22 protein-coding genes are annotated in these 19,590 nt (G+C 67.1%); 14 read left to right on the top strand and 8 right to left on the bottom strand.

Annotated elements, in window-relative coordinates:
* Positions 1 to 257 precede the first annotated feature (257 nt).
* A complete protein-coding gene (locus C7402_RS39485; RefSeq protein ID WP_116614408.1) occupies positions 258 to 1,253 on the top strand; it encodes a LacI family DNA-binding transcriptional regulator in 996 nt (331 codons plus the stop codon).
* Between the two features lie 42 nt (positions 1,254 to 1,295).
* Here C7402_RS39485 and C7402_RS39480 read toward each other — a convergent pair whose 3' ends face one another.
* A complete protein-coding gene (locus tag C7402_RS39480; RefSeq protein WP_112171082.1) occupies positions 1,296 to 2,042 on the bottom strand; it encodes an IclR family transcriptional regulator in 747 nt (248 codons plus the stop codon).
* Between the two features lie 168 nt (positions 2,043 to 2,210).
* On the opposite strand from C7402_RS39480, the gene C7402_RS39475 reads away from it, so the two are divergent.
* Positions 2,211 to 3,395 (top strand): pyridoxal phosphate-dependent aminotransferase, encoded by a 1,185-nt coding sequence (locus C7402_RS39475; protein ID WP_116614407.1) that lies wholly within the window; start codon positions 2,211 to 2,213, stop codon positions 3,393 to 3,395.
* On the opposite strand, the gene C7402_RS39470 is transcribed toward C7402_RS39475, so the two are convergent.
* The 3 genes from C7402_RS39470 to C7402_RS39460 all read right to left on the bottom strand — a co-directional run bounded on the left by C7402_RS39470 (position 3,392) and on the right by C7402_RS39460 (position 4,658).
* Positions 3,392 to 3,796: a nucleotide triphosphate diphosphatase NUDT15 gene (locus tag C7402_RS39470; protein WP_116614406.1), complete on the bottom strand. Its 405-nt coding sequence runs from the start codon at positions 3,794 to 3,796 to the stop codon at positions 3,392 to 3,394. The genes C7402_RS39475 and C7402_RS39470 overlap by 4 nt on opposite strands.
* A gap of 113 nt (positions 3,797 to 3,909) precedes the next feature.
* Positions 3,910 to 4,143, bottom strand: a complete 234-nt coding sequence (locus tag C7402_RS39465; RefSeq protein ID WP_116614405.1) for a hypothetical protein — start codon at positions 4,141 to 4,143, stop codon at positions 3,910 to 3,912.
* A gap of 50 nt (positions 4,144 to 4,193) precedes the next feature.
* Entirely contained in the window at positions 4,194 to 4,658 is a 465-nt protein-coding gene (locus C7402_RS39460) for an Lrp/AsnC family transcriptional regulator (RefSeq protein ID WP_112171086.1), read from the bottom strand.
* Positions 4,659 to 4,794: 136 nt separating this feature from the next.
* Between C7402_RS39460 and C7402_RS39455 the strand changes: the two genes are divergently transcribed.
* Positions 4,795 to 5,421: a LysE family translocator gene (locus tag C7402_RS39455; protein WP_116614404.1), complete on the top strand. Its 627-nt coding sequence runs from the start codon at positions 4,795 to 4,797 to the stop codon at positions 5,419 to 5,421.
* 75 nt (positions 5,422 to 5,496) lie between these two features.
* Here the strand turns inward: C7402_RS39455 and C7402_RS39450 are convergent, their stop codons facing one another.
* Positions 5,497 to 6,003, bottom strand: a complete 507-nt coding sequence (locus C7402_RS39450; RefSeq protein WP_112171088.1) for a DUF1993 domain-containing protein — start codon at positions 6,001 to 6,003, stop codon at positions 5,497 to 5,499.
* A gap of 409 nt (positions 6,004 to 6,412) precedes the next feature.
* Between C7402_RS39450 and C7402_RS39445 the strand changes: the two genes are divergently transcribed.
* From C7402_RS39445 to C7402_RS39440, 3 genes are all read left to right on the top strand, one after another.
* The gene (locus C7402_RS39445) at positions 6,413 to 6,967 is read left to right on the top strand and encodes a hypothetical protein (RefSeq protein WP_224045080.1); all 555 of its coding nucleotides are present in this window, start codon (positions 6,413 to 6,415) and stop codon (positions 6,965 to 6,967) included.
* Between the two features lie 148 nt (positions 6,968 to 7,115).
* On the top strand, positions 7,116 to 7,247 hold the full coding sequence (locus tag C7402_RS48090) for a hypothetical protein (protein WP_258396947.1): 132 nt from the start codon (positions 7,116 to 7,118) through the stop codon (positions 7,245 to 7,247).
* A gap of 76 nt (positions 7,248 to 7,323) precedes the next feature.
* Positions 7,324 to 7,593, top strand: a complete 270-nt coding sequence (locus C7402_RS39440; protein ID WP_112171089.1) for an RNA-binding protein — start codon at positions 7,324 to 7,326, stop codon at positions 7,591 to 7,593.
* Here the strand turns inward: C7402_RS39440 and nadE are convergent.
* Complete coding sequence (gene nadE / locus C7402_RS39435; RefSeq protein WP_116614403.1) at positions 7,590 to 8,453, bottom strand: ammonia-dependent NAD(+) synthetase; 864 nt, start codon at positions 8,451 to 8,453, stop codon at positions 7,590 to 7,592. The two genes, C7402_RS39440 and nadE, sit on opposite strands and share 4 nt — an antisense overlap.
* Positions 8,454 to 8,688: 235 nt before the next feature.
* On the opposite strand from nadE, the gene C7402_RS39430 reads away from it, so the two are divergent.
* Complete coding sequence (locus tag C7402_RS39430; protein WP_116614445.1) at positions 8,689 to 9,879, top strand: L,D-transpeptidase; 1,191 nt, start codon at positions 8,689 to 8,691, stop codon at positions 9,877 to 9,879.
* Positions 9,880 to 9,960: 81 nt separating this feature from the next.
* Here C7402_RS39430 and C7402_RS39425 read toward each other — a convergent pair whose 3' ends face one another.
* Complete coding sequence (locus C7402_RS39425) at positions 9,961 to 10,860, bottom strand: DMT family transporter (protein ID WP_116614402.1); 900 nt, start codon at positions 10,858 to 10,860, stop codon at positions 9,961 to 9,963.
* 249 nt (positions 10,861 to 11,109) lie between these two features.
* Positions 11,110 to 12,681: an ABC1 kinase family protein gene (locus C7402_RS39420; RefSeq protein WP_116614401.1), complete on the bottom strand. Its 1,572-nt coding sequence runs from the start codon at positions 12,679 to 12,681 to the stop codon at positions 11,110 to 11,112.
* A gap of 240 nt (positions 12,682 to 12,921) precedes the next feature.
* Here C7402_RS39420 and C7402_RS39415 point away from each other — a divergent pair, with 240 nt between their 5' ends.
* The 7 genes from C7402_RS39415 to C7402_RS39385 all read left to right on the top strand — a co-directional run bounded on the left by C7402_RS39415 (position 12,922) and on the right by C7402_RS39385 (position 19,459).
* The gene (locus C7402_RS39415) at positions 12,922 to 13,677 is read left to right on the top strand and encodes a DeoR/GlpR family DNA-binding transcription regulator (RefSeq protein ID WP_116614400.1); all 756 of its coding nucleotides are present in this window, start codon (positions 12,922 to 12,924) and stop codon (positions 13,675 to 13,677) included.
* Between the two features lie 417 nt (positions 13,678 to 14,094).
* Positions 14,095 to 15,177, top strand: a complete 1,083-nt coding sequence (gene phnS / locus C7402_RS39410) for a 2-aminoethylphosphonate ABC transporter substrate-binding protein (protein WP_112171094.1) — start codon at positions 14,095 to 14,097, stop codon at positions 15,175 to 15,177.
* 37 nt (positions 15,178 to 15,214) lie between these two features.
* On the top strand, positions 15,215 to 16,324 hold the full coding sequence (gene phnT, locus C7402_RS39405) for a 2-aminoethylphosphonate ABC transport system ATP-binding subunit PhnT (protein WP_112171135.1): 1,110 nt from the start codon (positions 15,215 to 15,217) through the stop codon (positions 16,322 to 16,324).
* Positions 16,302 to 17,216, top strand: coding sequence for a 2-aminoethylphosphonate ABC transporter permease subunit (locus C7402_RS39400; RefSeq protein WP_116614399.1), 915 nt, complete (start codon positions 16,302 to 16,304; stop codon positions 17,214 to 17,216). The genes phnT and C7402_RS39400 overlap by 23 nt, the downstream gene beginning before the upstream one ends.
* Positions 17,206 to 18,081: a 2-aminoethylphosphonate ABC transport system, membrane component PhnV gene (gene phnV / locus C7402_RS39395; protein ID WP_112171096.1), complete on the top strand. Its 876-nt coding sequence runs from the start codon at positions 17,206 to 17,208 to the stop codon at positions 18,079 to 18,081. Before C7402_RS39400 ends, phnV begins: the two co-directional genes overlap by 11 nt.
* Positions 18,082 to 18,151: 70 nt before the next feature.
* Positions 18,152 to 18,838: a GntR family transcriptional regulator gene (locus C7402_RS39390; RefSeq protein ID WP_116614444.1), complete on the top strand. Its 687-nt coding sequence runs from the start codon at positions 18,152 to 18,154 to the stop codon at positions 18,836 to 18,838.
* Positions 18,839 to 18,904: 66 nt separating this feature from the next.
* A complete protein-coding gene (locus C7402_RS39385) occupies positions 18,905 to 19,459 on the top strand; it encodes a phosphonate degradation HD-domain oxygenase (RefSeq protein ID WP_112171097.1) in 555 nt (184 codons plus the stop codon).
* The last annotated feature ends 131 nt before the right edge of the window (positions 19,460 to 19,590 follow it).

Below are 19,590 nucleotides of genomic sequence, written 5' to 3'. Positions count from 1 at the left end.
AATCCGGCTTTGCAACCGGATTGTGGCTGAATTTTCGAACGCGCGATCAGTTGGCGTGTGAATACGCCCGGGGCTGGGATTTAATCAGGATATCGAATTAAGCGACCGCCTACGTCGAATCCGCCGATGGCCCGCGCATTCCGCCAACGCAAATCGAAGAGAAAGCAGGGCGCTGCCGTTATCATATGCGCTGTTTTCATCTCGACGCCCAACCACCGATGTCCAGAATCACGCCTCCGAAAGCCACGCCGCCCCGCATGTCGGATGTCGCCCGTCTTGCGGGTGTCTCGAAGATGACGGTGTCGCGCGTGATGGCGGGGCGCAGCGCGTCGGAGGCGACGCGCGGGCGCGTGCAGCGCGCGATCGAGGAACTCGGCTATGTGGCGGACGCGGCTGCCGGCGCGCTGTCCTCGGGGCGCTCGTCGTTCGTCGCGGTGCTGGTGCCGTCGCTGTCGAGCTCGAACTTCTCCGATACCGTGGGTGGCCTCACGGCCGTGCTCGAACCGCAAGGCCTCGAACTGCTGATCGGCGATACCGACTATCTGCCCGAACGCGAGGAGCGCCTCGTGCGCCAGATGCTGCGCCATCAGCCGCGCTGCATCGCGCTGACCGGGTCGCAGCACACGGACGCCACGCGCGCGCTGTTGCAGCGCTCGGGCGTGCCCGTGGTCGAGATGTGGGACCTGCCCACGGAGCCGATCGACATGGCCGTGGGCTTTTCCAACGTGAGCGCGTCGCGCGAGATGGTGCGCTACCTTGCGCACAAGGGTTATCAGCGCATCGGTTTTCTTGGCGGCGCAAGCGAACTCGACCGGCGCGGCCTCGACCGTTTCAAGGGCTACCAGGCGGAGATGAAGGCGCTCGGGCTCGAGCGCCACCGCGTGGTGCGGCTTGGCGAGTCGCCGGTCACGATGAGCCACGGCGGGCCGGCCATGGCCGAACTGCTGGAGCGCTGGCCCGACACGCAGGCCGTGATGTGCGTGAGCGACATGTCGGCGTTCGGCGCCATCATGGAGTGTCAGCGGCGCGGCCTGAACGTGCCGCGCGACATTGCGATTGCGGGCTTCGGCAACTTCGAGATCGCGGCGTGCTGCCATCCGGCCATCACCACGGTTTCAGTGGACGCCTACGGCATCGGCCAGCGCACGGGTGAGGCCATCGTCGCCGCGCTCCTGGCCGAAGACGGCGAGGGGACGCGGCATCCCGCCAAAACGCGCATTCAGTACACGGTCGTGCCGCGCGAGAGCGCATGACGTCACGCTCGATACGGCGGAAGTCATCCGGACTGCCGACGATCAGAGTGCCTTGCCGATGCGCTGCGCCATCTCGACCACGGCGATGGCGAGGCGTTTTTCACGGCGTGCGTCGAGCCGCTCGAGCGGCAGGCTCGTGCTGACCGCCACACGCTTGCCGAGCGCCGTCACGCCGACGAACGCCGCGAAACACGTGATGCCCGCCGTCACTTCTTCCCGCTCGTGCGCGAGACCCGAGCGGCGTATCGCGGCGAGCGCCGCGAGCAGGTCCGGCTTGCGCGTGATCGTATGGGCCGTGACGGCGGGAAGCTGGCGCGGCAGGATCGCGTTGACTTCGTCGTCGGACAGGCTGGCGAGCAGCGCCTTGCCCAGCGCGCAGCAATGCGCGGGCAGCCGCGAGCCGAGATCGGAGACGAGGCGCACGGGCCGCGCCGGGTCTTCGCGCGCGAGGTAGACGACTTGCGCGCCGTCAAGCACGGCCAGTTGAACGACCTCGTTATGCTGCGCGACGAACACGGTGGCTTCCTGCCGGAACACTTCCTGAAGCCGGTCGTGCCGCACGTAAGCGCTGCCCAGTTCGAACAGCGTGAGGCCGACGATATAGCCGTCGGCGCGCTTTTCGATCCAGCGCCGGCGCTCCAGCGAGTCGAGCATCAAATAGAGCGTGCTGCGCGAGAGCCCGGTGGCCTGCGCGATGGCCGCGGCGCGCACCGGGCCCGGCGCCTGGGCGAGCACGTCGAGAATGTCGTGTATGCGCCGCAGCGCGGGAACTTCATACGGTGAGGACATGGCACTGCGTGCGGGGTTGCCGCCGGAAGAGTGATCCAACAGGCTGGAAATACTAACATCATGTTGGACAGTGCGGTGCGCCCATCGATGCGGCCCCGTTCCTTGGTATCGTTGAGCACGCGCCATGATGCGGCGCATGCACACACGAGTCCGGGGGAGTCGCGCAAGATGAGGTATTCGAATCTGGTCGAGCGGTTGCAGGGCCGTCGTACGACGGCATGGGAGATCCATCACGCAGCGGTGCAGGCGGCGGCGCGCGGCGAAGACGTGATCGTGCTGAGCGTGGGCGACCCCGACTTCGCCACGCCCGCGCCCATCGTCGAGCGCGCCGTGGCCGCGCTGCGCGAAGGCGACACGCATTACACGGCCATCATGGGCCGCGAGCCGCTGCGCGAGGCGATCGCGCGCGAGCATGCGCGGCAAAGCGGGCGCACGGTCGGCGCGCAGAACGTGATTCTCAGCGCGGGTGCGCAGAACGGCCTGTTCGCCTCCTCGCTGTGCTTGTGCGAGGCCGGCGACGAGGTGCTCGTGCCCGAGCCGATGTACCTGACCTACGAGGCCGCGATTCGCGCCTCGGGCGCCACGCTCGTGCCGGTGCCCGTCGATCCTGCGAGCGGCTTTCATCTCGACTGCGACGCACTGGAGGCGGCCGTCACGCCGCGCACGCGCGCGATTTTCTTCGCCACGCCGTGCAACCCCACGGGCGCGGTGATGCCGCGCGAACATCTGGAACGCATCGCGCAACTGGCGCGGCGGCACGATCTGTGGGTGCTTTCCGACGAGGTTTATGCCGACCTCACGTTCGAGCGCGAGCACGTGAGCATCGCGGCGCTCGAAGGCATGGCCGAACGCACCGTCACGCTGGGCAGCCTTTCGAAGTCGCATGCCATGCCGGGCTGGCGGCTTGGCTGGGTGATCGCGCCGGAAACGATGATCGCGCACCTCGCGCGACTCACGCTCTGCATGCTCTACGGCCTGCCCGGCTTCATCCAGGAGGCGGCGCTCACGGCGTTGAACCAGCGCGCGCAGATCGTCTCGGAGATGCGCGAGATCTATCGCCGCCGCCGCGACATCGTCTACGCGCGGCTGGCGAACGTGCCCGGCTTGAAGTGTCTGCTGCCGGAAGCGGGCATGTTCATGATGATCGATATTCGCGGCACGGGTCTCGACACCCAGGCGTTCACCTGGCAGCTTTTCGAGGCGCAGAAGGTTTCCGTGCTCGATGCGAGCGCGTTCGGCGAAACCGCCAATGGCTTCGTGCGGCTCGGCTTCGTTGTGGACGAGCCACGGCTCGTCGAGGCGTGCGAGCGCATCGCGGCGTTCGCCAGGGCGCGCGTGCCCGCGCCGCGCTAGCGCGTTTCGAAGTAGAGGCGGGTAGGCTCGAAGAGGTTAGCGGGCAGCGCCTCTTTCGTGAACCACGCCCAGCGCGCGCACTTGTCGGGTTCGGTGACGACCGGCTCGCCGGATGCGCTGGCCTCCACGAATAGCGTCACATGGCGCACGCGGCCGTCTTCGAGCCAGCCGCTCGCCCAGCCGGCTGCCTGCGCGCGGCTCAGTTCGAGACCGGTTTCCTCGCGCAGTTCGCGCGCGGCGGTGACGAGCGGATCTTCGCCGGGGTCGGCCTTGCCGCCCGGAAAGGCCCACGTGTCACGCCCCCATGCGCTTTTGCGCAGCCCGAGCAACCAGGCTTCGCCATTGCGCACGACGACGCCCACGCCTAGCACGGTCACTGGAGAGTTTGCGTCCTGGCTCATGCTTTCCCAAAGTCTTCCGATATTGATACGGATGCCGAAGCAAATTAAAAATCGATCGTGTCCACGCGCCGCTCGAGCACAAGCACCGCTGCGCGGGACAGGCGCGGCAGGGTCTAGCGCTCGCCGTCCAGCAGATCGTTGAGCAACTCGTCGAAGGCGGCCTGGGCGTCTTCCAGTTCCTGGAGTGCTGCGTCGAAGGTTTGCAAGGCGAACTGTGACGGCTTGCCTTCGCCTTCGGGCGGAAACTGCGATTGCAGCGAGGTGAACGCCGCCTTGACGCGTTGCGTGGCGGTGAGCACGCGTTCCATTGCGGCGGCTTCTTCGGCTCGTGCCTGTTCTGGGGTCATTGAAAGCTCCGTATTGAGTGAATGCTGTTGATGCTGTTGAGGGGGGCGGCTCAGGGCAGCGGCAGGCCGCCCTCGGCTTTGACTTCGCGCAGCGACAGCGCCGATTCGACCGACGTGACACCGGGCAGGCTGCGCAACTGGTCGCGCATGAAGGTGCCGTAGTCGTCGAGGTCGCGGGCCACTACTTGCAGAATATAGTCCGCCGTGCCGGACACGTTGTGACAGGAAAGAATGCGCTCGATGGCGAGCACCTCGCGCTCGAAGCGGTCGGCGAGCGCACGGTCGTGCACGGCGAAGCGCACCGAGACGAAGCCCACCACGCCGTAGCCGAGCGCGCGGCGCGAGAGCACGGCGCGATAGCGCTCGATATAGCCCTCCTGCTCCAGGCGCTTGAGGCGCCGCGCGCAGGGCGTCTCACTCAGGCCCACGGTTTCGGCGAGGCGGGCGTTGGGCATGCGCCCGTCGGCTTGCAGCGCGCCGAGGATCGCCCGGTCGAGTTTGTCGAGGTCGCTCATAGCGGTGAGGGGAATGCTCTTGGGAATTTCAGAATCCTAGCGCATTCCGCTAATTAGTGGAGAATGATGTGTGAAAAACGCCAGAAATCGCTCTGCATGGAGCGGCATCATAGAGCCTCTTTCACGCGAGGCCATCATGATTTCCGCCCACCTGCTGTTGATGTTCATCGTCGCCCTGATCATCGTGTGCGCGCTGCCCGGCGCCGACATGGCGCTCGTGATGCAGACCAGCATGAACCGCGGCACGCGCAGCGGTTTTGCGGCGGCGTGCGGGCTCGGCCTTGCGCGCGCCACGCATGTGACGCTTTCCGCCTGCGGTCTCGCGGCCCTGCTGCGCAATGCGCCCTGGCTTTACGAAGTCGTGCGCTACGTGGGTGCGGCGTATCTCACCTGGATCGCCGTGCAGATTTTCCGCGCGCCGGCCTTCGCCATGCCCGAACAGGCGGGCGTGGCCGTGGCGCGGCCGCGCCGCGCCGATTTCGCCAAGGGCCTGCTCACGAACTTGCTGAACCCCAAGGCGCTGCTGTTCTGCTCGGTGCTTTTGCCGCAGTTCATCCGGCCCGAGGCGGGCTCGGTCTGGTTGCAGGTTTCCGTGCTGGGCGTGGTGCTCGTTGCCGTGTGTGCGTTGTTCGACGTGATCTATGTGCTGGGCGCGGCGCGCATCGCCGTGTGGCTGCGCCGGCATCCGCTTGCGCAGACGGTGCAGAAGTGGGCGTTCTCTTCGGCGTTGATCGGCTTCGCGCTGCGGCTGTCGCTCGATTGACAGCCTTCGTGAATGACACGGATGTGACCGCATGCGGCGCTTAAGGCGCCGCATGCTTTTTGGACGCCGGCGCGCTTAGCGGGCGCCCAGATAGTCGAGCTTGCCCAGTTCCACGCCGTTGTGGCGCAGGATGTCGTAGGCGGTCGTGACGTGGAAGAAGAAGTTGGGCAGCACGAAGCCCAGCAGATAGCTCTGGCCCGTGAATTCGATCGGGCCGCTGCGCATCTTGAGCGTGATGGCGCGTTCTTCCGTGCCGTCGATCTGCTCCGGCTTGAACGTCTTCAGATAGTCGATGGTCTTCTGGATGCGTGCGTGCAGTTCGTCGAACGTGACCTCGACGTCCTCGAATTTCGGCGCCTCCACGGCGGCGAGGCGCGCGGCGCAGCCCTTTGCCGTGTCGGTGGCGATGTGGATCTGGCGCAGGAGCGGCAGCATGTCGGGGAAGAGGCGCGCGCCCGTCAGCACTGAAGGGTCGATCTGCTTCTCGGCCGCGTGTGCCTGCGCCTTGCCGATGATGTTTTGAAGATTGGTGAGACCGCGCACCAGCACGGGCACCGATGCTTGATACATGGAAATGGACATGGGGTTTCCTCGTTTCTTCGAATGCGCGCGATGCGCTCCGTGACGGAGCTGACCGGGCGGCCCATTATGCGCTATCGGGTCGCGCGTCGCCATCGGCCGGAGGGCAGAGTGTGAGCGGGGGCGGCAGGATGTTTTGGCGTGCGTGCGAATCGTTTCGTCATCCGTAATAAAAATTCCCTGCGAAACCACGGAGTTGCGGGCGAGCAGTGCGAGGCGTTGCGCGCCGCGCGCATGGCCCGAATCGAGGCCGTGTGAGCGTGTGATCGAGGGGGTGCGCTCAATTGCCCCGACAAATTTCGAATGTGGTCTAATAACTCCGCACCAACCATCCATTCCGCATCGTGCAGCAGGCGCGATGCGCTCAACCATGAACGCAGAAAAGGCAGCAAGAAGCCGCATCGCGCGCCGCATGGCAGAAGGTTTTGCTTGTTGGGGCGGCGTCCCTCGCTCGCGTGCTCATGTGCTGCGCGTGGCGCTGCTGGCGCTGGCCGCGGGCGGCGCGGCGCAGGCCGCGTGCGCGCAGGATCAGCAACTGCTCGATACGCGCGTCACACAGGAGTCGGTGGCGGATACGATTTGCCGCCCGGGGTATGCCGATACCGTGGCGCCGCCGTTCGACGACACCATGGCGCTCAAGGACCGCATGCTCGCGGCGCGCGGCATCGACGCCGACGACGGGGTTCGCTACGCGCTCGACCGGCACGTGCCGATCGTCCTGGGCGGCTCGCCGGACGCCACCGCCAATTTCGACCTGCTGCCGTGGGGCGGCCACGCTGGCGAGCGCCGCAAGTCGCTGCTCACGGTGCGCCTGAAGCGCTGCGTGTGCGCGGGGCGCATGACGCTTGCGCAAGCGCAGGCTGCGATCACCGGCAACTGGGCGCACCAGTACGAAAGCCTGACACGCATGGAATGCGGCGCTCAGGCGGACGAAACGACTTCGGCAAGCAGCGACGACGGCTCCTGAAGCGCGATTTGAAGGCATCTTCCCCTTATTGGGTATGCCCGTTGCGAGTCCGGTCGCGGGTGCGCGTCTGACAGACAATATGCCGCAGCACGCCTTCCATCAAATGCGACTATGCTGACATTCATCAACAAGAAGAGGAGTAACGAAGATGCTTACGTCCACCCTTTTGCTGCTTGCTGTCGCGGCCCTGCTTGGTCAGGTGGCGTGGACCCGCTCGCGCGCTCGCGCGAGCCTGCAACCCGTACGCGTGCGCGCGAACCCGCCCCGCCGGTTCCGCTGAGATTCCGCCGCCTGGAATTTCGCCGCAATTACGCACCGATTCCGACTCTTCCGTTTTCTTTCGCCTGGTAGCAGCCATGCATCTGACCGTCTGGAACGTTCCAGAGACCTGTAGCGAACAGGACGTCCGCAGTTTTTTCGAGCGCGAACTTGGCCATTACGCCAAGGGCGTCACCGTCTATGACGTGGGCACGCCGAACGCGCACGCGGATCTCGAACTCGATTCCGAAGTGCCTTACGTAGCCGACGCCGTCGCGCGCGAGCTTCAAACCCGCCGCCTCGCCGGGGTCGCGCTGAGAGTGAGCGCCACCCCGTTCGACGACGAGCCGCAGCCGCAACGCGGTTAGGCCGCGTCGTAAGGCGTGATGGGCAGCGCCCGCTTGTGGCGGGTCGCGTCGTAAAAGCGAAAGATCGTTTCGTACGCCACGTCGCTCACCGGCTTGCCCTCCAGAAAGTCGTCGATTTCGTCGTAGCCGATTCCGTAGGCGTCTTCGTCCGGATGCAGCGGGCGCAGCGTCTCCAGATCCGCCGTCGGCGTTTTGTCGACGAGCGCCGGGCTCGCGCCCAGCGTTCGCGCGAGCGCGCGCACGCGGCGTTTGTTCAGGCCCGCGAGCGGCAGCACGTCGGCGCCACCGTCGCCGAACTTCGTGAAAAACCCCATCAACGACTCCGCTGCGTGATCCGTGCCGATCACGAGGCCCGAGCGCGCGCCGGCTACGGCGTATTGCGCGATCATCCGCTCGCGCGCCTTGATGTTGCCGTGGACCTTGTCCTGCTCGCTCTCGTCCGCGATGACGAGGCCACCGGCTTTGAGCGAGGCGAGCATCGCGTCGGCGGCGGGCCGCATGTCGACGCTCAGGGTCTCGTCCGGGGCGATGAAAGCGAGCGCCGCGGCGGCGTCCGCTTCGTCGCGCTGCGTGCCGTAGGGCAGGCGCATGGCGACGAAGCGTGCCGTGCCGTGGCCCTGCGCGCGCAGGCTTTCCACGGTCAATTGCGCGAGGCGCCCCGCCGTTGCGGAGTCCACGCCGCCGCTGATGCCGAGCACGAGCGTGCGCAGGCCGCTTGCCAGCAGGCGCTGCGCGAGGAAGCGCACGCGGCGCTCGATCTCGGCTGACGCGTCGAAGCCGCCGGCGACGTTGAGTTCGGCGATGATTGCCTGCTGGCGGGCGAGGCGCTCTGCGGGTGGGGCGGCGGGTTGCTGGGACATGGGCGGTTCCTTTGCGGTGTGCGCGACAAGTGCGCGCGTCTTCGGATGTCTGGTCTAATGTCGGGTGGTCGTTGCACCGACGGCGACGCCGCACTGGACGGCGCCCGACCTATCCGACTTCAGACAAGACGCACAATCAGCCGGACTTACGATGAACGACAATTTTTCGCGGCGCATGGGCGCTCGCGTGCACGGCGGCGTCCGGGGAGGCGCCCTGCATCTCTCGCATCTTAAAATGCCGCGGCTTGCGGCGCCGGTGCGCCGCGCACTGGTAGGCGCGCTGTGCGCATGGTGGGCGGCGAGCGGCGCATGGGCCGCCGACGTCGCGCCGGCTTCCGGCGCACACGTCGCCTCCGGGGCCGTGCAGCACGCGCCGGTGCATCCTGCGTCGAAGCCGGCGGCTTCCGGCGCTTCCGCCGCCTTGGGCGCGGCGCCTTCGCATGCCGCTTCGCAGGCGGCCTCGACCGTGGCGGCTTCGGCCGCTTCCGCGCCCGTGCATGCCTCGGTGGCTTCAGCGGCATCGGGCGTTGCGGGCGCTTCTGGCGCTCCGGCCGCGTCGTCCGCTCCGTCCGCCTCCGCCGCGCTGGCCGCCTCCGGGCCTCCCGTGCTCACGCTGCCCGTCCATCCCGCGCTCACGCCCGAAGAGGCCACCGAAGCAACGCGCCGCGCGCTCGAAATGCGCAAGGTCTTCGCTCGCGACGTCAACCGGCGTCTGCGTGTGCCGCCCGCCGAGCAGCGCGCCTACGGCGTGCGCCTGCAAGCCGCGCTCGAAGAAAAGGATCTTGGCGCCCTGGCGGGCGAATTCGTGGTTCTCGTCGATCGCAGCGCGAACGTGCAGGCGCTCTTCATCTACTTCCGCGCGTTGCCCCAAGACCCGTGGCTGATGATCGGCGCCTCGCCGGTCGCGACGGGCCGCCCTGGCGAGTTCGACCACTTCCTCACGCCGCTTGGCGTGTTCGAGCACACGCCGATGAACATGGACTTCCGCGCGGAAGGCACCATGAACCAGAACAACATCCGCGGCTACGGGCGGCGCGACATGCGCATCTACGACCTGGGCTGGGTGGACGGCGAGCGCGGCTGGGGCAAGGGTGGCTATTCGCAGATGCGCTTCCAGATGCACGCCACCGACCCCGACCGTCTCGAGCCGCTGCTCGGCATTCGTCACTCGAAGGGCTGCGTGCGGATTCCGTCCACGCTCAACGCGTTCATCGACCACTACGGGATTCTCGACGCCGAGTACCAGGCGCTGGTCGACTCGGGCAGGTCGCTGTGGGTGCTGCACTCGGATCGCGAGATCACGCCCTGGGCGGGCCGCTTCATCGTGGTGGTCGATTCGGAGCGCAAGACGCGCCCCGCATGGTCGCCCGCGCCCGGCAGCAAGGTGCGCGCGAAAGTGCCGGCCGGCGCCGATACCGCCGATTGAGCACTTGAGCCGTTGAGCGCTTGAACACCTGAGCAGACGGCGGGCGCGGCGGCCATGCCCCGCCCGCGCGTCGCGCAACGGCTACGCGCGACGCGCGATCAGCACGCCCGCGAGCGCGACGCCGAAGCCCGCCATCTGCACGGGCGTGAGCGTTTCGCCGAACAGCAGCCAGCTTTCGAGCGCCGCGAGCGGCGGCGCGAGAAAGAGCAGCGCCGTGGCGCGGGCGGCGTCGCCGTGGCGCACCATCCAGACCAGCAGCGTCACGCCCGCGCCCGAAAGCATCGCAATGCCCCATGCGAGCGAGAACCACAAGGTCGGCGACGGGATCCAGCGCGTTTCGCCGAGCGCGAGCGCAAGGACCACGGCGACGATGGCCGCGCCGGCGTTCTGCACGGCGCTCGCACTGCGAATGTCGGCTTGGGCCAGCGAGGTTTTCTGGTAGAGCGTCCCCGCCGTGATCGACCCGACGGCCGCCACCGCGACGATCACCACGAGCAGCGGATTCGCATGGCCATGCGCGGCGGCCTGGGCGAGCGCGCTGCCCGCGGCCTGCGTGACGGCCAGCAGCTTGGGGCTCAGCACGAGCACGACGCCCGCGAGACCGAGCGACATCCCGGTCCAGCGCCGCGGCGGCAGGCGCTCGCCGAATACGCGCGCCGCAATTGCGGCGGTCAGCAGCGGCTGGAGCGCGCCGAGCAGCGCCATCACGCCCGCGCTCAGTCCTTGCGCCACCGCCCAGTAGCCCGCGCCGAGATAGACGCCCTGGAGCAGCGCGCCCGCGAAAAGGTGCTTGGCGATTTCGCCCCCGCGCGGCCAAGGCGCGCGCGCGGCGAGCGCGACGATGGCGAATAGCGCGGCCGTGCCGCCGAAGCGCGCGAGCAGGAACAGATTGGGATCGGCGTAGGGCGCAATGGCGCGGGCGACGACGAAACCCGTCGACCAGAGGGCGACGAAAAGAGCGGGGGCGAACGTGGCGAGCATCGATGTCGAAGAGGGGCATGCGCAGGCGCTGCGCCCCGAATAGCGCGAAAGGCTCGGAGTATCGCGCGGTGCGAGGGCGGCGGTCTTGTTCAGGACTGCAATGGCCGAGGCAGTGGCGACGCGAGGCGGGGTCGCCGACTCACGATGCGAACGCAACTAACCGCCAAGCCCAGCCATCTCGCGCAAATGCAAGCATCGCCAAGGGATAAAGGTTGGCGAGAGCGAGGCAGGGACAGCGGCGCGAGCGATCTAGCCGGCGAACAACACCGCCGTCACGCCGATCACGCCGCCGCACACCGCGCACGCAAGCAGTAGCGCACGCGTGCGCCGATGTTCGCGGCGCCAGGCTTCGAGCATGGTCGCTTGCGCGGCGTGCCCGCCTGGGTGGCCCTGCGAGAGCGCTGCGTGATGCTCGAAGAAGCGGAACAGCATTTGCGGCACGCGCGGCGCGATTTGCGCGAGATGGGGCAGTTCCTGCGACAGGCGGCGGATCCAGCCGTGGTGACCGAGATCGCGCCGTGCGATGTCGGCGAGCGTGTCGCGTGCGATGCCCCACGCGTCGACGCCGGGATGAATCGAACGCGCGAGCGCCTCGGCCTGGCCAAACGATCGCTGCGCCGCCACAAGGCGCGGCGAAACCTCGCCGCCGAACGGCTGCACCGCGTGCAGCAGATGATGGAACAGTGCGCCTGCGCTGCGCTCATCGGAATCGCTTGCGAAATGCGCTTCGCTGCGCGTGCGCAGCTCCGCCTCGATCTGCTCGGTGCGCGCGTGCGCGGGAACGTGACCCGCCACGTGATGCAGCGTGGCAAGCCGCCCATAGTCCTGTTCGAACAGCGCCGTTGCGCCGTGCACGAAGAATTCGCGCTCGGGCGACGAGAGGCTTGTCATGAGCGAGGCGCCTGCCAGCACGAGGCGGCCTCGCGTCTCGGGCTCGACGCTCACGGCCACGCGCCGCGCGTCGAATGCCGCGTGAAAGAAGCCGTGCTCGAACGCCTGTCGTGTGACCACTTCGACGAGATGCGCCGCCACCTGCGTGACGTTGATGTGGTGCTCGGCCAGGCCGATGGGGTCGGTGGCGGGCACGGTGTCGATATGCTGCACGGCGAGCGTTTGCGGCGTGCAAAGGTCCCAGATCACGTCGGGCACGACGATGCGCGGGTCCTCGCCGAGGTGATGGCCGCTCTGGCTCAGATTCGCGGCCTGGGCGCGCAGATCGAAGCGGCGTTGCAGGTCCTCGCGCAGCGCCTGCGCGAGCGCGCGCAGTTGCAGCTTGCGCGCGGCGCGCGAGAAGCGCTCCATCCAGCGCGCCACGGCGCACAGGAGCGCGGCGTCGTCATCGACTTCCTGCACCTGCTGCGCGCGCAGCACGCGCAGCGTGATCGTCTGGTGACCGTTCACGGGCAGCGCGAGGCGCGCGACATGGGTTTGCTCGCACCAGCCGTTGTGTGCGGGTTTGGGGTCGATCCACATGAAGAGCGTTTCGGGCGGCTTGCCGAGCGCGGTGCGCAGCGTCGTTGTGAGGGCTTCGCCCGAGAGCGGATCTTCGAAATGCTCGACGGCGTCGATAGCGTCATGCAAGGTCGCGCCCGCGAGTTCGGGGCGCGTGGCGAGCGTTTGCGCAAAAGCCGCCGCGAGCGGCGCGAGACGCGGCAGCGAACTGTGAAGGCGCGAGGCGAGACGCCGGTCTCCATGCAGGCTCGAAGCGAGCGTGACGAACCAGTGCAGCTTGTGGTGCTCGGGCGCCGCGAGCCAGATCAGCCTGAAGCCATAACGCAGCGCACAAAACAGCAAACGCAATTGACGAAGTCGTGAACGCATGTATTTCAGTGGTCGGCCCAAGGGTTGCTAAACGGGTCGGTGAAGCGCGGGTCGCTAAAGCGCGGTTCGGCAAAGCGGGCGCCGCACGAGCGCGGTCACCACGAGATTAGCAGGGATGTGCGCGCGATGGCAGGGCGGTATGGTTCGGCGCGCGCGTGTCGCGTGGCTTGCGGCCATGCGTAATACAATACGGCGGCCTTCCGTATCCACGCGATTTCCACGCACGACCCGCCCACCGAGATGCTTGCAGAACAACGTCACCAATACATCCTGTCGCAAGTGAACCGGACGGGGGCGCTCTCGGTGGCGGATCTCGTGCGCGAGCTGCGCGTGTCGCGCGAGACGATCCGGCGCGACCTCAATACGCTCGCCGCGCGCGGCCTGCTCGTGACGACCCACGGCGGCGCGCTCTCGAGCGATCGCCGCGAGCCCGATCTCGACGTGCGCGAAGCCGCCAACGCGAGCGCCAAGCTCGCGATCGGCGAGCGGGCGGCGGAGTTCGTACCCGACGGCGCTTCCGTCATCATCGATTCGGGCAGCACCACACATGCGCTCGCTCGCGCGCTCACCGACCGCCATCGCCTTACGGTCTATACCAACGACTGGCGCATCGCGCTCCTGCTCGGTCGCCGCAACGAGAACCGCGTGACGCTGCTCGGCGGCGAGCTTTCCGACCACGAGGAGGCGACCTTCGGCCTCGATACCGTGCAGCAGCTTGCCCAGTACCACGCCGACTTCGCGTTCGTCGGCGCGGGCGGCATCACCGCTGACGGCTGGCTTACCGACTACTCGCGCATGGTGGCCGAGGTGCGCAGCCGCATGCTCGCGGCCACGGCCTGCGCGATCATCGTCGCCGACCATTCGAAGTTCGGGCGCGTCACGCCCGTGCGCATCAACGGCTTCGAACACGCGCGTTACGTCATCACCGAGCTTGCGCCCGAAAAGAGTGTGGCGCGCGCCATCGCCGCGCGCGGGCCCGAGCTCGTGATCGCCTGATCGTTCCTCCCGCGCGGCGTTCGCCGCGTTCCCCGCAGACCGTCTGCATGCTGGCTTCCCGCGCACCGGCAGGGGTTTGCTTCGCTCTGTGACGTGTCGAATATTGGCGAATTGTGGAATTTTTTGACAAACGCCACAATCGTCATGCCGGTGTCATCAAAACCTGTGATTCTTGCGGGGCCCGTCCAGACGGGCCGGCAGGCGAGGCGGACGGCAATTCCGCGCCTTCGCCGCGCCGGCCGGTTCAGGCGAGAAGCGTCGGATTGCAGACAATCTGCAATCTGGCACGCGACGGTGTTACGCCAAGCGGGCAATGGCAGGCGGCGCGCAGTCCGCCGAAGTTCGAAAAGTTCGATCCATTCAATCACAAACGCATCGGGTATCCCCGAGCCACTGGTTTTGCCTTCGGAGAGTGACATGAGCCACACGAAAATCCATCGCGCGGGTTTTGCACGCAAGCTGCTGCCGATGGCGGCCGCCGCGGCGCTGCTGGGCGCAGCAGTGAACGCGCACGCCGCCGACGCCGTTGTGCTGTACACGGCAGACGGCCTCGAAAATCTCTACAAGGACGTGCTGCCGGCCTTCGAAAAGAAGGAAGGCGTGAAGGTGAACATCGTGACGGCGGGCAGCGGCGAAGTGGTGAACCGCGCGAACGTCGAAAAGGACTCGCCGAAGGCCGACGTGATCGTGACGCTGCCGCCGTTCATTCAGCAGGCGCAGCAAAGCGGTCTGCTCCAGCCGTACCAGAGCGTGAACTACAAGAATGTGCCGGCCATCGCGAAGGCGACGGACGGTTCGTGGGCGACGTTCGTGAACAACTACTTCTCGTTCGCGATCAACCCGGAAGTCGTGAAGAACGAGCCCAAGACGTTTGCTGACCTGCTGCACCCGGACTACACGGGCAAGGTCGCCTACTCGAACCCGGCCACGGCCGGCGACGGCATGGCCGTGATCATTCTCACGACCTCGCTGATGGGCGAAGACAAGGCGTTCGACTACCTCAAGAAGCTCGAACAGAGCGCGAAGTTCCACACCAAGGGCACGGGCTACCTCGACGTGCTGCTCTCGCGCAACGAGATCTCGGTGGCCAACGGCGACCTGCAAATGGACCTCGACGACGCAGCCAACGGCGGCCTCTCGCTCAAGCCGATCTTCCTCGCAGCAGACGCCGGCGGCCATCCCACCACGTTCCAGTTGCCGTACGCGATCGGCCTGATCAAGAACGGCCCGAACCAGGCCGAAGGCAAGAAGCTGATCGACTACCTGATGTCGACGGACGTGCAGTCGAAGGTGCCGGACATCTTCGGGATTCCGGGCCGTACGGACGTGGCGCTCACGGGCAAGAACGGCGAAGCGGTCAAGCAGGCCATCAAGGGCGTGAAGCTGATTCCGGTGGACTGGAACCAGGTGATGGCGAAGAAGGCCGACTGGACGACGCGCTGGAAGAACGAAGTGATCGGCTCGTCGGGCAAGCAGCTTGAAGTCGTGAAGCCGAAGTAAATCGGTCAGTCATAGCAACTTGCAGGAGATGAACCCGGTGAATACCGCAAGCCTCGCGCCGGCCGGCATGGCCCGCGCGCTGCCGGATGTGTCCGGACTGACCGATGCCACGGACGCGCCCGGCGCCGCGGGCGTGCAGATCGACCACCTGAGCGTGCGCTTCGGCGCACGCACGGTGCTCGACGATCTGTCGCTCACGATCCGCCGCGGCGAATTGTTGACCGTGCTGGGCCGCAGCGGCTGCGGCAAGACGACCTTGCTGCGTTTCATCGCCGGGTTCATCGAAGCCGATGGACTCGCGGGCTCGCTCACGGTGGCGGGCCGCGACCTGACCCACGTGCCGCCGCATCAGCGCAACCTGGGTCTTTTGTTCCAGAGCTATGCGCTCTTTCCGCATCTCTCGGTGTTCGAGAACGTCGCGTTCGGGCTCAAGGCGCGCCGCGTGCCGTCGCGCGACATCGCGCGGCGCGTGGCCGATGCGCTCAAGCTCGTGCAGCTCGGCGACGCGGGCCATGTCATGCCCGCGCAGCTCTCGGGCGGCATGCAGCAGCGCGTGGCGCTCGCGCGTGCGCTCGTGATCGAGCCGGACGTGCTCCTGCTCGACGAACCGCTGTCGGCGCTCGACGCCAATCTGCGCGCATCGGTGCGCTCCGAACTCAAGGCGCTGCACGAGCGCCTGCCCGATCTCACGATCGTGTGCGTGACGCACGATCAGGACGACGCGCTCGTGCTCTCCGACCGCACGCTGCTCATGCGCGACGGCCACATCGCGCAACTCGGCACGCCGCAGGAACTCTACGACACGCCTAACGACGCCTACGTGGCCCGTTATCTGGGCGCTGCGAACCTGCTGCCGCCGGGCGTCGCATTCCCGGTGGGCGATGCGCGCCACGACGTGCGCGACAAGCTCGCGTGCCTGCGCCCCGAAAGCCTGCGCATCGTGCCGCTTGGCGAAGGCTCGCTGCACGGCACGATCGAATCGGTCGAATGGTATGGCTCGGTGCTCTCGGTGCCGGTGCTGCTCGACGCGATGCCGAACGAACCGGTGCTCGTCACCATGCAGCGCGGCCACGGCATGACGCCGGCGAAAGGCATGCGTGTGTCCCTGCGTTACGAGGCTGACGATGTCGTCCTTATCAACCCCTGATTCCGCGCTGAAGTTGCCAGGCGCCGACGCGCACGCAGCCGCCGTGCGCCGCCGCGAACGGCGCGCGCAGTGGCACATCGCGTTTCTGCTCGTGTTCGTGCTGGGGCCGCTCGTCGTGTATCCGCTCGTGCGGCTCGTGCTGCTGAGCCTTTCGGGCGCCCACGGCTTGAGCTTCCACGCCTACGCGACCTTCTTCGGCAATCCCGATTCGCGCGGCGTGATCGCCACGACGCTGTGGATTCTGTTCCTCAGTGCGGGTCTCGCTTCCGTGCTCGGCGTCGCACTCGCTGCGCTGCTGTTCTTCAAGCCGTTTCCGGGCGCGAGCCTCGTCACGCGCTTTCTTGAACTGTTCGTGGCGTTCCCGTCGTTCCTCGTCGCGTTCACGCTGATCTTTCTGTACGGCTCGCAGGGCTCGGTGAGCATCGGGCTGCAACGGCTCTTTCATTTGCAGGCGCCGCCGCTCGACTTCCTGTTCGGCATTGGCGGCGTGGTGCTCGCGGAGGTGGTGTTCTACGCGCCGTTCGTCGTGCGCCCGACGCTCGCCGCGTTCGCACTGCTCGACATGCGGCTGATCGAAGCCGCACGCAGTCTCGGCGCGAACAGCCGCATGGTCGCGCTGCGCGTGATCCTGCCGCTCGCGTGGCCTGGCATCGCGGCGGGCACGATCCTCTGTTTCCTGCTCACGTTCAACGAGTTCGGGATTCTGCTCGTGCTCGGCAGCGCGCACCTCATCACGCTGCCTGTCGCGATCTACAGCTCGGCCACGGTCGATCTCGATCTGCCGACGGCCGCCGCCGGCGCGGTGGTCATGCTTGCGATGTCGCTTTCCCTGTATGCGCTTTATCGGCGCGTGAATCGCCGCAGTCATGGAGGCGCGCGCAATGTCAACTAATCCCGCGGCGGGTTCGGACCGCATCGCGCTGCCGCCCAAGCATCTTCGTGCGCGGCCCGTGGAGCGCAGCCTCGTTGCGCGCATCGTCAGCGCGGTGCTGCTCGGCTTCGCGGCGCTGCTGTGTTTCTGGTTATTCGTGTTGCCGGTGATCGTCGTCGCACTTTCGAGCGTGGCGTCGCACTGGTCCGGCACGATCCTGCCCGACGGTTTCAGCACGCGCTGGTTCGAGCGGCTCGGTTCGAGCGATTTCGATGCACTCGCAACGAGTCTCGAAGTCGGCTTCGGCGTGGCGGTGCTCGGCACGGCGCTGGGGTTGTGGCTTGCGCTCGCGCTCGAAGGACGCGACCGGCGCGGTCTGGGCGCAATCGTCGATACGCTTGCGATGGTGCCCAACGGCGTGCCGAGCGTGGTGCTCGGCCTCGCGGTGTTGATCGCGTATCACAAGGCGCCTGTGGATTTGTCGAGCTCGGCTGCGATTGTCGTGTTCGTGCAGCTCGCACTCGTACTTCCGTTCTGCTATCGATGCGCCTCGGCGGCGCTGCGTCCCGAGTTGACCGTGCTGCGCGAAGCGGCCGCGAGTCTCGGCGCGCCGCCTTCGATGGTGCTGCGCCGCGTGGTGCTGCCGCAGCTCGTGCCGGCCATCCGCGCGAGTCTGGCGCTGGGCTTCGCGCTGTCGCTCGGCGAACTGGGCGCGACGCTCACGGTGTATCCACCAGGCTTCGCAACGGTGCCGATCGTCGTGGTGGGCGCGGTGGAGCGTGGGTACTACCTGCCGGCATCGGCGCTCTCGCTGATCCTGCTGATCGTCTCGCTGGCGGCGCTGCTCCTCATCGCGGCGCGCGTGCCGCGCCGGCGTGCGGACTGAACGGATGGATGCCATGCGGTTCGATGCGCCGCGGGCGCACAACAGACGGGCAGGACCGGACGTGCAAGAGATGAACGACAGCCGCGCGGATGCGGCGGCGGACGCGTCACCCGAGACGACGCCGCTCGCCATGGTGCGCCAGCATTCGCTGACTGCGCTGGTGCGCGACGAGATCGAGCGGCGTATCGCGGCCGGTCAGCTCGCGCCCGGCGACAAGCTCAACGAAGCCGATTGGGCGGCGCGTCTCGCCGTTTCGCGCGGGCCGGTTCGGGAAGCGTTTCGCGCGCTGGAGCAGGCGGGCCTTGTGCGCAACGAGAAACATCGGGGCGTGTTCGTGCGCAGTGTCGGCGTGACGGAGGCGCAGGAGTTGGCCGAGGTTTGCGCCGCGCTGCGCGAAGCGGCTTGCCGGATGCTGGCGGCGCGCATCGACGCGGCTCAGGTCGCGCAATTGCGCGATCAGCTCAATGCAATGCGCGATGCGGTGGTCGCCGAGAACGGCGAAGCCTTCGTGAGTGCGCGCGATGCGTTCCGAACGGTGCTCGTCGAGGCGGCGGGCAATGCCAGGTTGCGCGAGGCCTACGAGAGGGCCGTGCGGGAACTGCGGCTCTCGCCGCGCTGCGCGTTGCCGCTGCATCGCGCAATGGACGCTTCGTATGCGGGGCATCGGACGCTCCTGAACGCGCTCGCGTCGCGTGACGCCGATGAGTCGGCGAGACGCATGCGCCTGTCCTGCGGCGATGACGCACAACAGGAATGATGGGCGGCGGCTCGGGGCGGCCGCCTTTTCCAGGTATGTAACGGGTTTGCAAGGGAGTAGCGAAAGATGGCACTGAGCCTCGCGGATATTCGTGGGTTGTTCGAGACGTACGGCGCGCTGGCCTATAGCGGCGAACCGGTCACGCAACTGGAGCACGCACTGCAAAGCGGCGCCTTGGCGGAGGAAGAGGGCGCGAGCGAAGAGTTGACAGCGGCGGCGTTTCTGCACGACCTGGGCCATCTGCTGAATCGTCAGGGCGAAACGCCGACTGAGCGCGGCATCGACGATCTGCACCAGTACTATGCGCTGCCGTTTCTGCGGCCCGTGTTGCCCGATAGCGTGCTGGAGCCGATCCGGCTGCACGTCGACGCCAAGCGTTACCTGTGCGCGGTCGATGAAGCGTATTTCGGCCGCCTTTCCGCCGACTCGGTACGAAGCCTCGAATTGCAGGGCGGCATCTTTAATGCGGACGAAGCGCGCGATTTCGCGGCGCGTCCCCACGCCGAAGACGCGGTGCGCCTGCGCCGCTGGGACGATCTCGCCAAGGTGGCGGGCAAGCCGACGCCGGATCTCGATCACTATCTACAGCTCGTCGAACGCGTGATGGAACGTCACGCCTGAGGGGGAGGCGCTTACGCGTTTCTCCGAATTTTGGCGGCGTCAAAAAACCGCTTGCAAGATGTCACTTGCGTGACTAGAATTCCGGTCTTTCGCGCTTTCGATGAAGGCGCGGGGGAGACGGGAAGCCCAGG

This window comes from Paraburkholderia unamae, assembly GCF_003096875.1.
Taxonomy (GTDB): Bacteria; Pseudomonadota; Gammaproteobacteria; order Burkholderiales; family Burkholderiaceae; genus Paraburkholderia; species Paraburkholderia unamae.
The sequence above is the reverse complement of the archived record's forward strand: the minus strand, read 5'-3'. Positions and strand labels throughout refer to the sequence as shown.

What these genes read in the sequence shown, in the direction of transcription:
- C7402_RS39485 (WP_116614408.1), top strand. Translation starts at nt 258, where the DNA reads ATGTCGGATGTCGCCCGTCTTGCGGGTGTCTCGAAGATGACGGTGTCG.
- C7402_RS39480 (WP_112171082.1), bottom strand. Translation starts at nt 2,042, where the DNA reads ATGTCCTCACCGTATGAAGTTCCCGCGCTGCGGCGCATACACGACATT.
- C7402_RS39475 (WP_116614407.1), top strand. Translation starts at nt 2,211, where the DNA reads ATGAGGTATTCGAATCTGGTCGAGCGGTTGCAGGGCCGTCGTACGACG.
- C7402_RS39470 (WP_116614406.1), bottom strand. Translation starts at nt 3,796, where the DNA reads ATGAGCCAGGACGCAAACTCTCCAGTGACCGTGCTAGGCGTGGGCGTC.
- C7402_RS39465 (WP_116614405.1), bottom strand. Translation starts at nt 4,143, where the DNA reads ATGACCCCAGAACAGGCACGAGCCGAAGAAGCCGCCGCAATGGAACGC.
- C7402_RS39460 (WP_112171086.1), bottom strand. Translation starts at nt 4,658, where the DNA reads ATGAGCGACCTCGACAAACTCGACCGGGCGATCCTCGGCGCGCTGCAA.
- C7402_RS39455 (WP_116614404.1), top strand. Translation starts at nt 4,795, where the DNA reads ATGATTTCCGCCCACCTGCTGTTGATGTTCATCGTCGCCCTGATCATC.
- C7402_RS39450 (WP_112171088.1), bottom strand. Translation starts at nt 6,003, where the DNA reads ATGTCCATTTCCATGTATCAAGCATCGGTGCCCGTGCTGGTGCGCGGT.
- C7402_RS39445 (WP_224045080.1), top strand. Translation starts at nt 6,413, where the DNA reads ATGGCAGAAGGTTTTGCTTGTTGGGGCGGCGTCCCTCGCTCGCGTGCT.
- C7402_RS48090 (WP_258396947.1), top strand. Translation starts at nt 7,116, where the DNA reads ATGCTTACGTCCACCCTTTTGCTGCTTGCTGTCGCGGCCCTGCTTGGT.
- C7402_RS39440 (WP_112171089.1), top strand. Translation starts at nt 7,324, where the DNA reads ATGCATCTGACCGTCTGGAACGTTCCAGAGACCTGTAGCGAACAGGAC.
- nadE (WP_116614403.1), bottom strand. Translation starts at nt 8,453, where the DNA reads ATGTCCCAGCAACCCGCCGCCCCACCCGCAGAGCGCCTCGCCCGCCAG.
- C7402_RS39430 (WP_116614445.1), top strand. Translation starts at nt 8,689, where the DNA reads ATGCCGCGGCTTGCGGCGCCGGTGCGCCGCGCACTGGTAGGCGCGCTG.
- C7402_RS39425 (WP_116614402.1), bottom strand. Translation starts at nt 10,860, where the DNA reads ATGCTCGCCACGTTCGCCCCCGCTCTTTTCGTCGCCCTCTGGTCGACG.
- C7402_RS39420 (WP_116614401.1), bottom strand. Translation starts at nt 12,681, where the DNA reads ATGCGTTCACGACTTCGTCAATTGCGTTTGCTGTTTTGTGCGCTGCGT.
- C7402_RS39415 (WP_116614400.1), top strand. Translation starts at nt 12,922, where the DNA reads ATGCTTGCAGAACAACGTCACCAATACATCCTGTCGCAAGTGAACCGG.
- phnS (WP_112171094.1), top strand. Translation starts at nt 14,095, where the DNA reads ATGAGCCACACGAAAATCCATCGCGCGGGTTTTGCACGCAAGCTGCTG.
- C7402_RS39400 (WP_116614399.1), top strand. Translation starts at nt 16,302, where the DNA reads ATGTCGTCCTTATCAACCCCTGATTCCGCGCTGAAGTTGCCAGGCGCC.
- phnV (WP_112171096.1), top strand. Translation starts at nt 17,206, where the DNA reads ATGTCAACTAATCCCGCGGCGGGTTCGGACCGCATCGCGCTGCCGCCC.
- C7402_RS39390 (WP_116614444.1), top strand. Translation starts at nt 18,152, where the DNA reads ATGAACGACAGCCGCGCGGATGCGGCGGCGGACGCGTCACCCGAGACG.
- C7402_RS39385 (WP_112171097.1), top strand. Translation starts at nt 18,905, where the DNA reads ATGGCACTGAGCCTCGCGGATATTCGTGGGTTGTTCGAGACGTACGGC.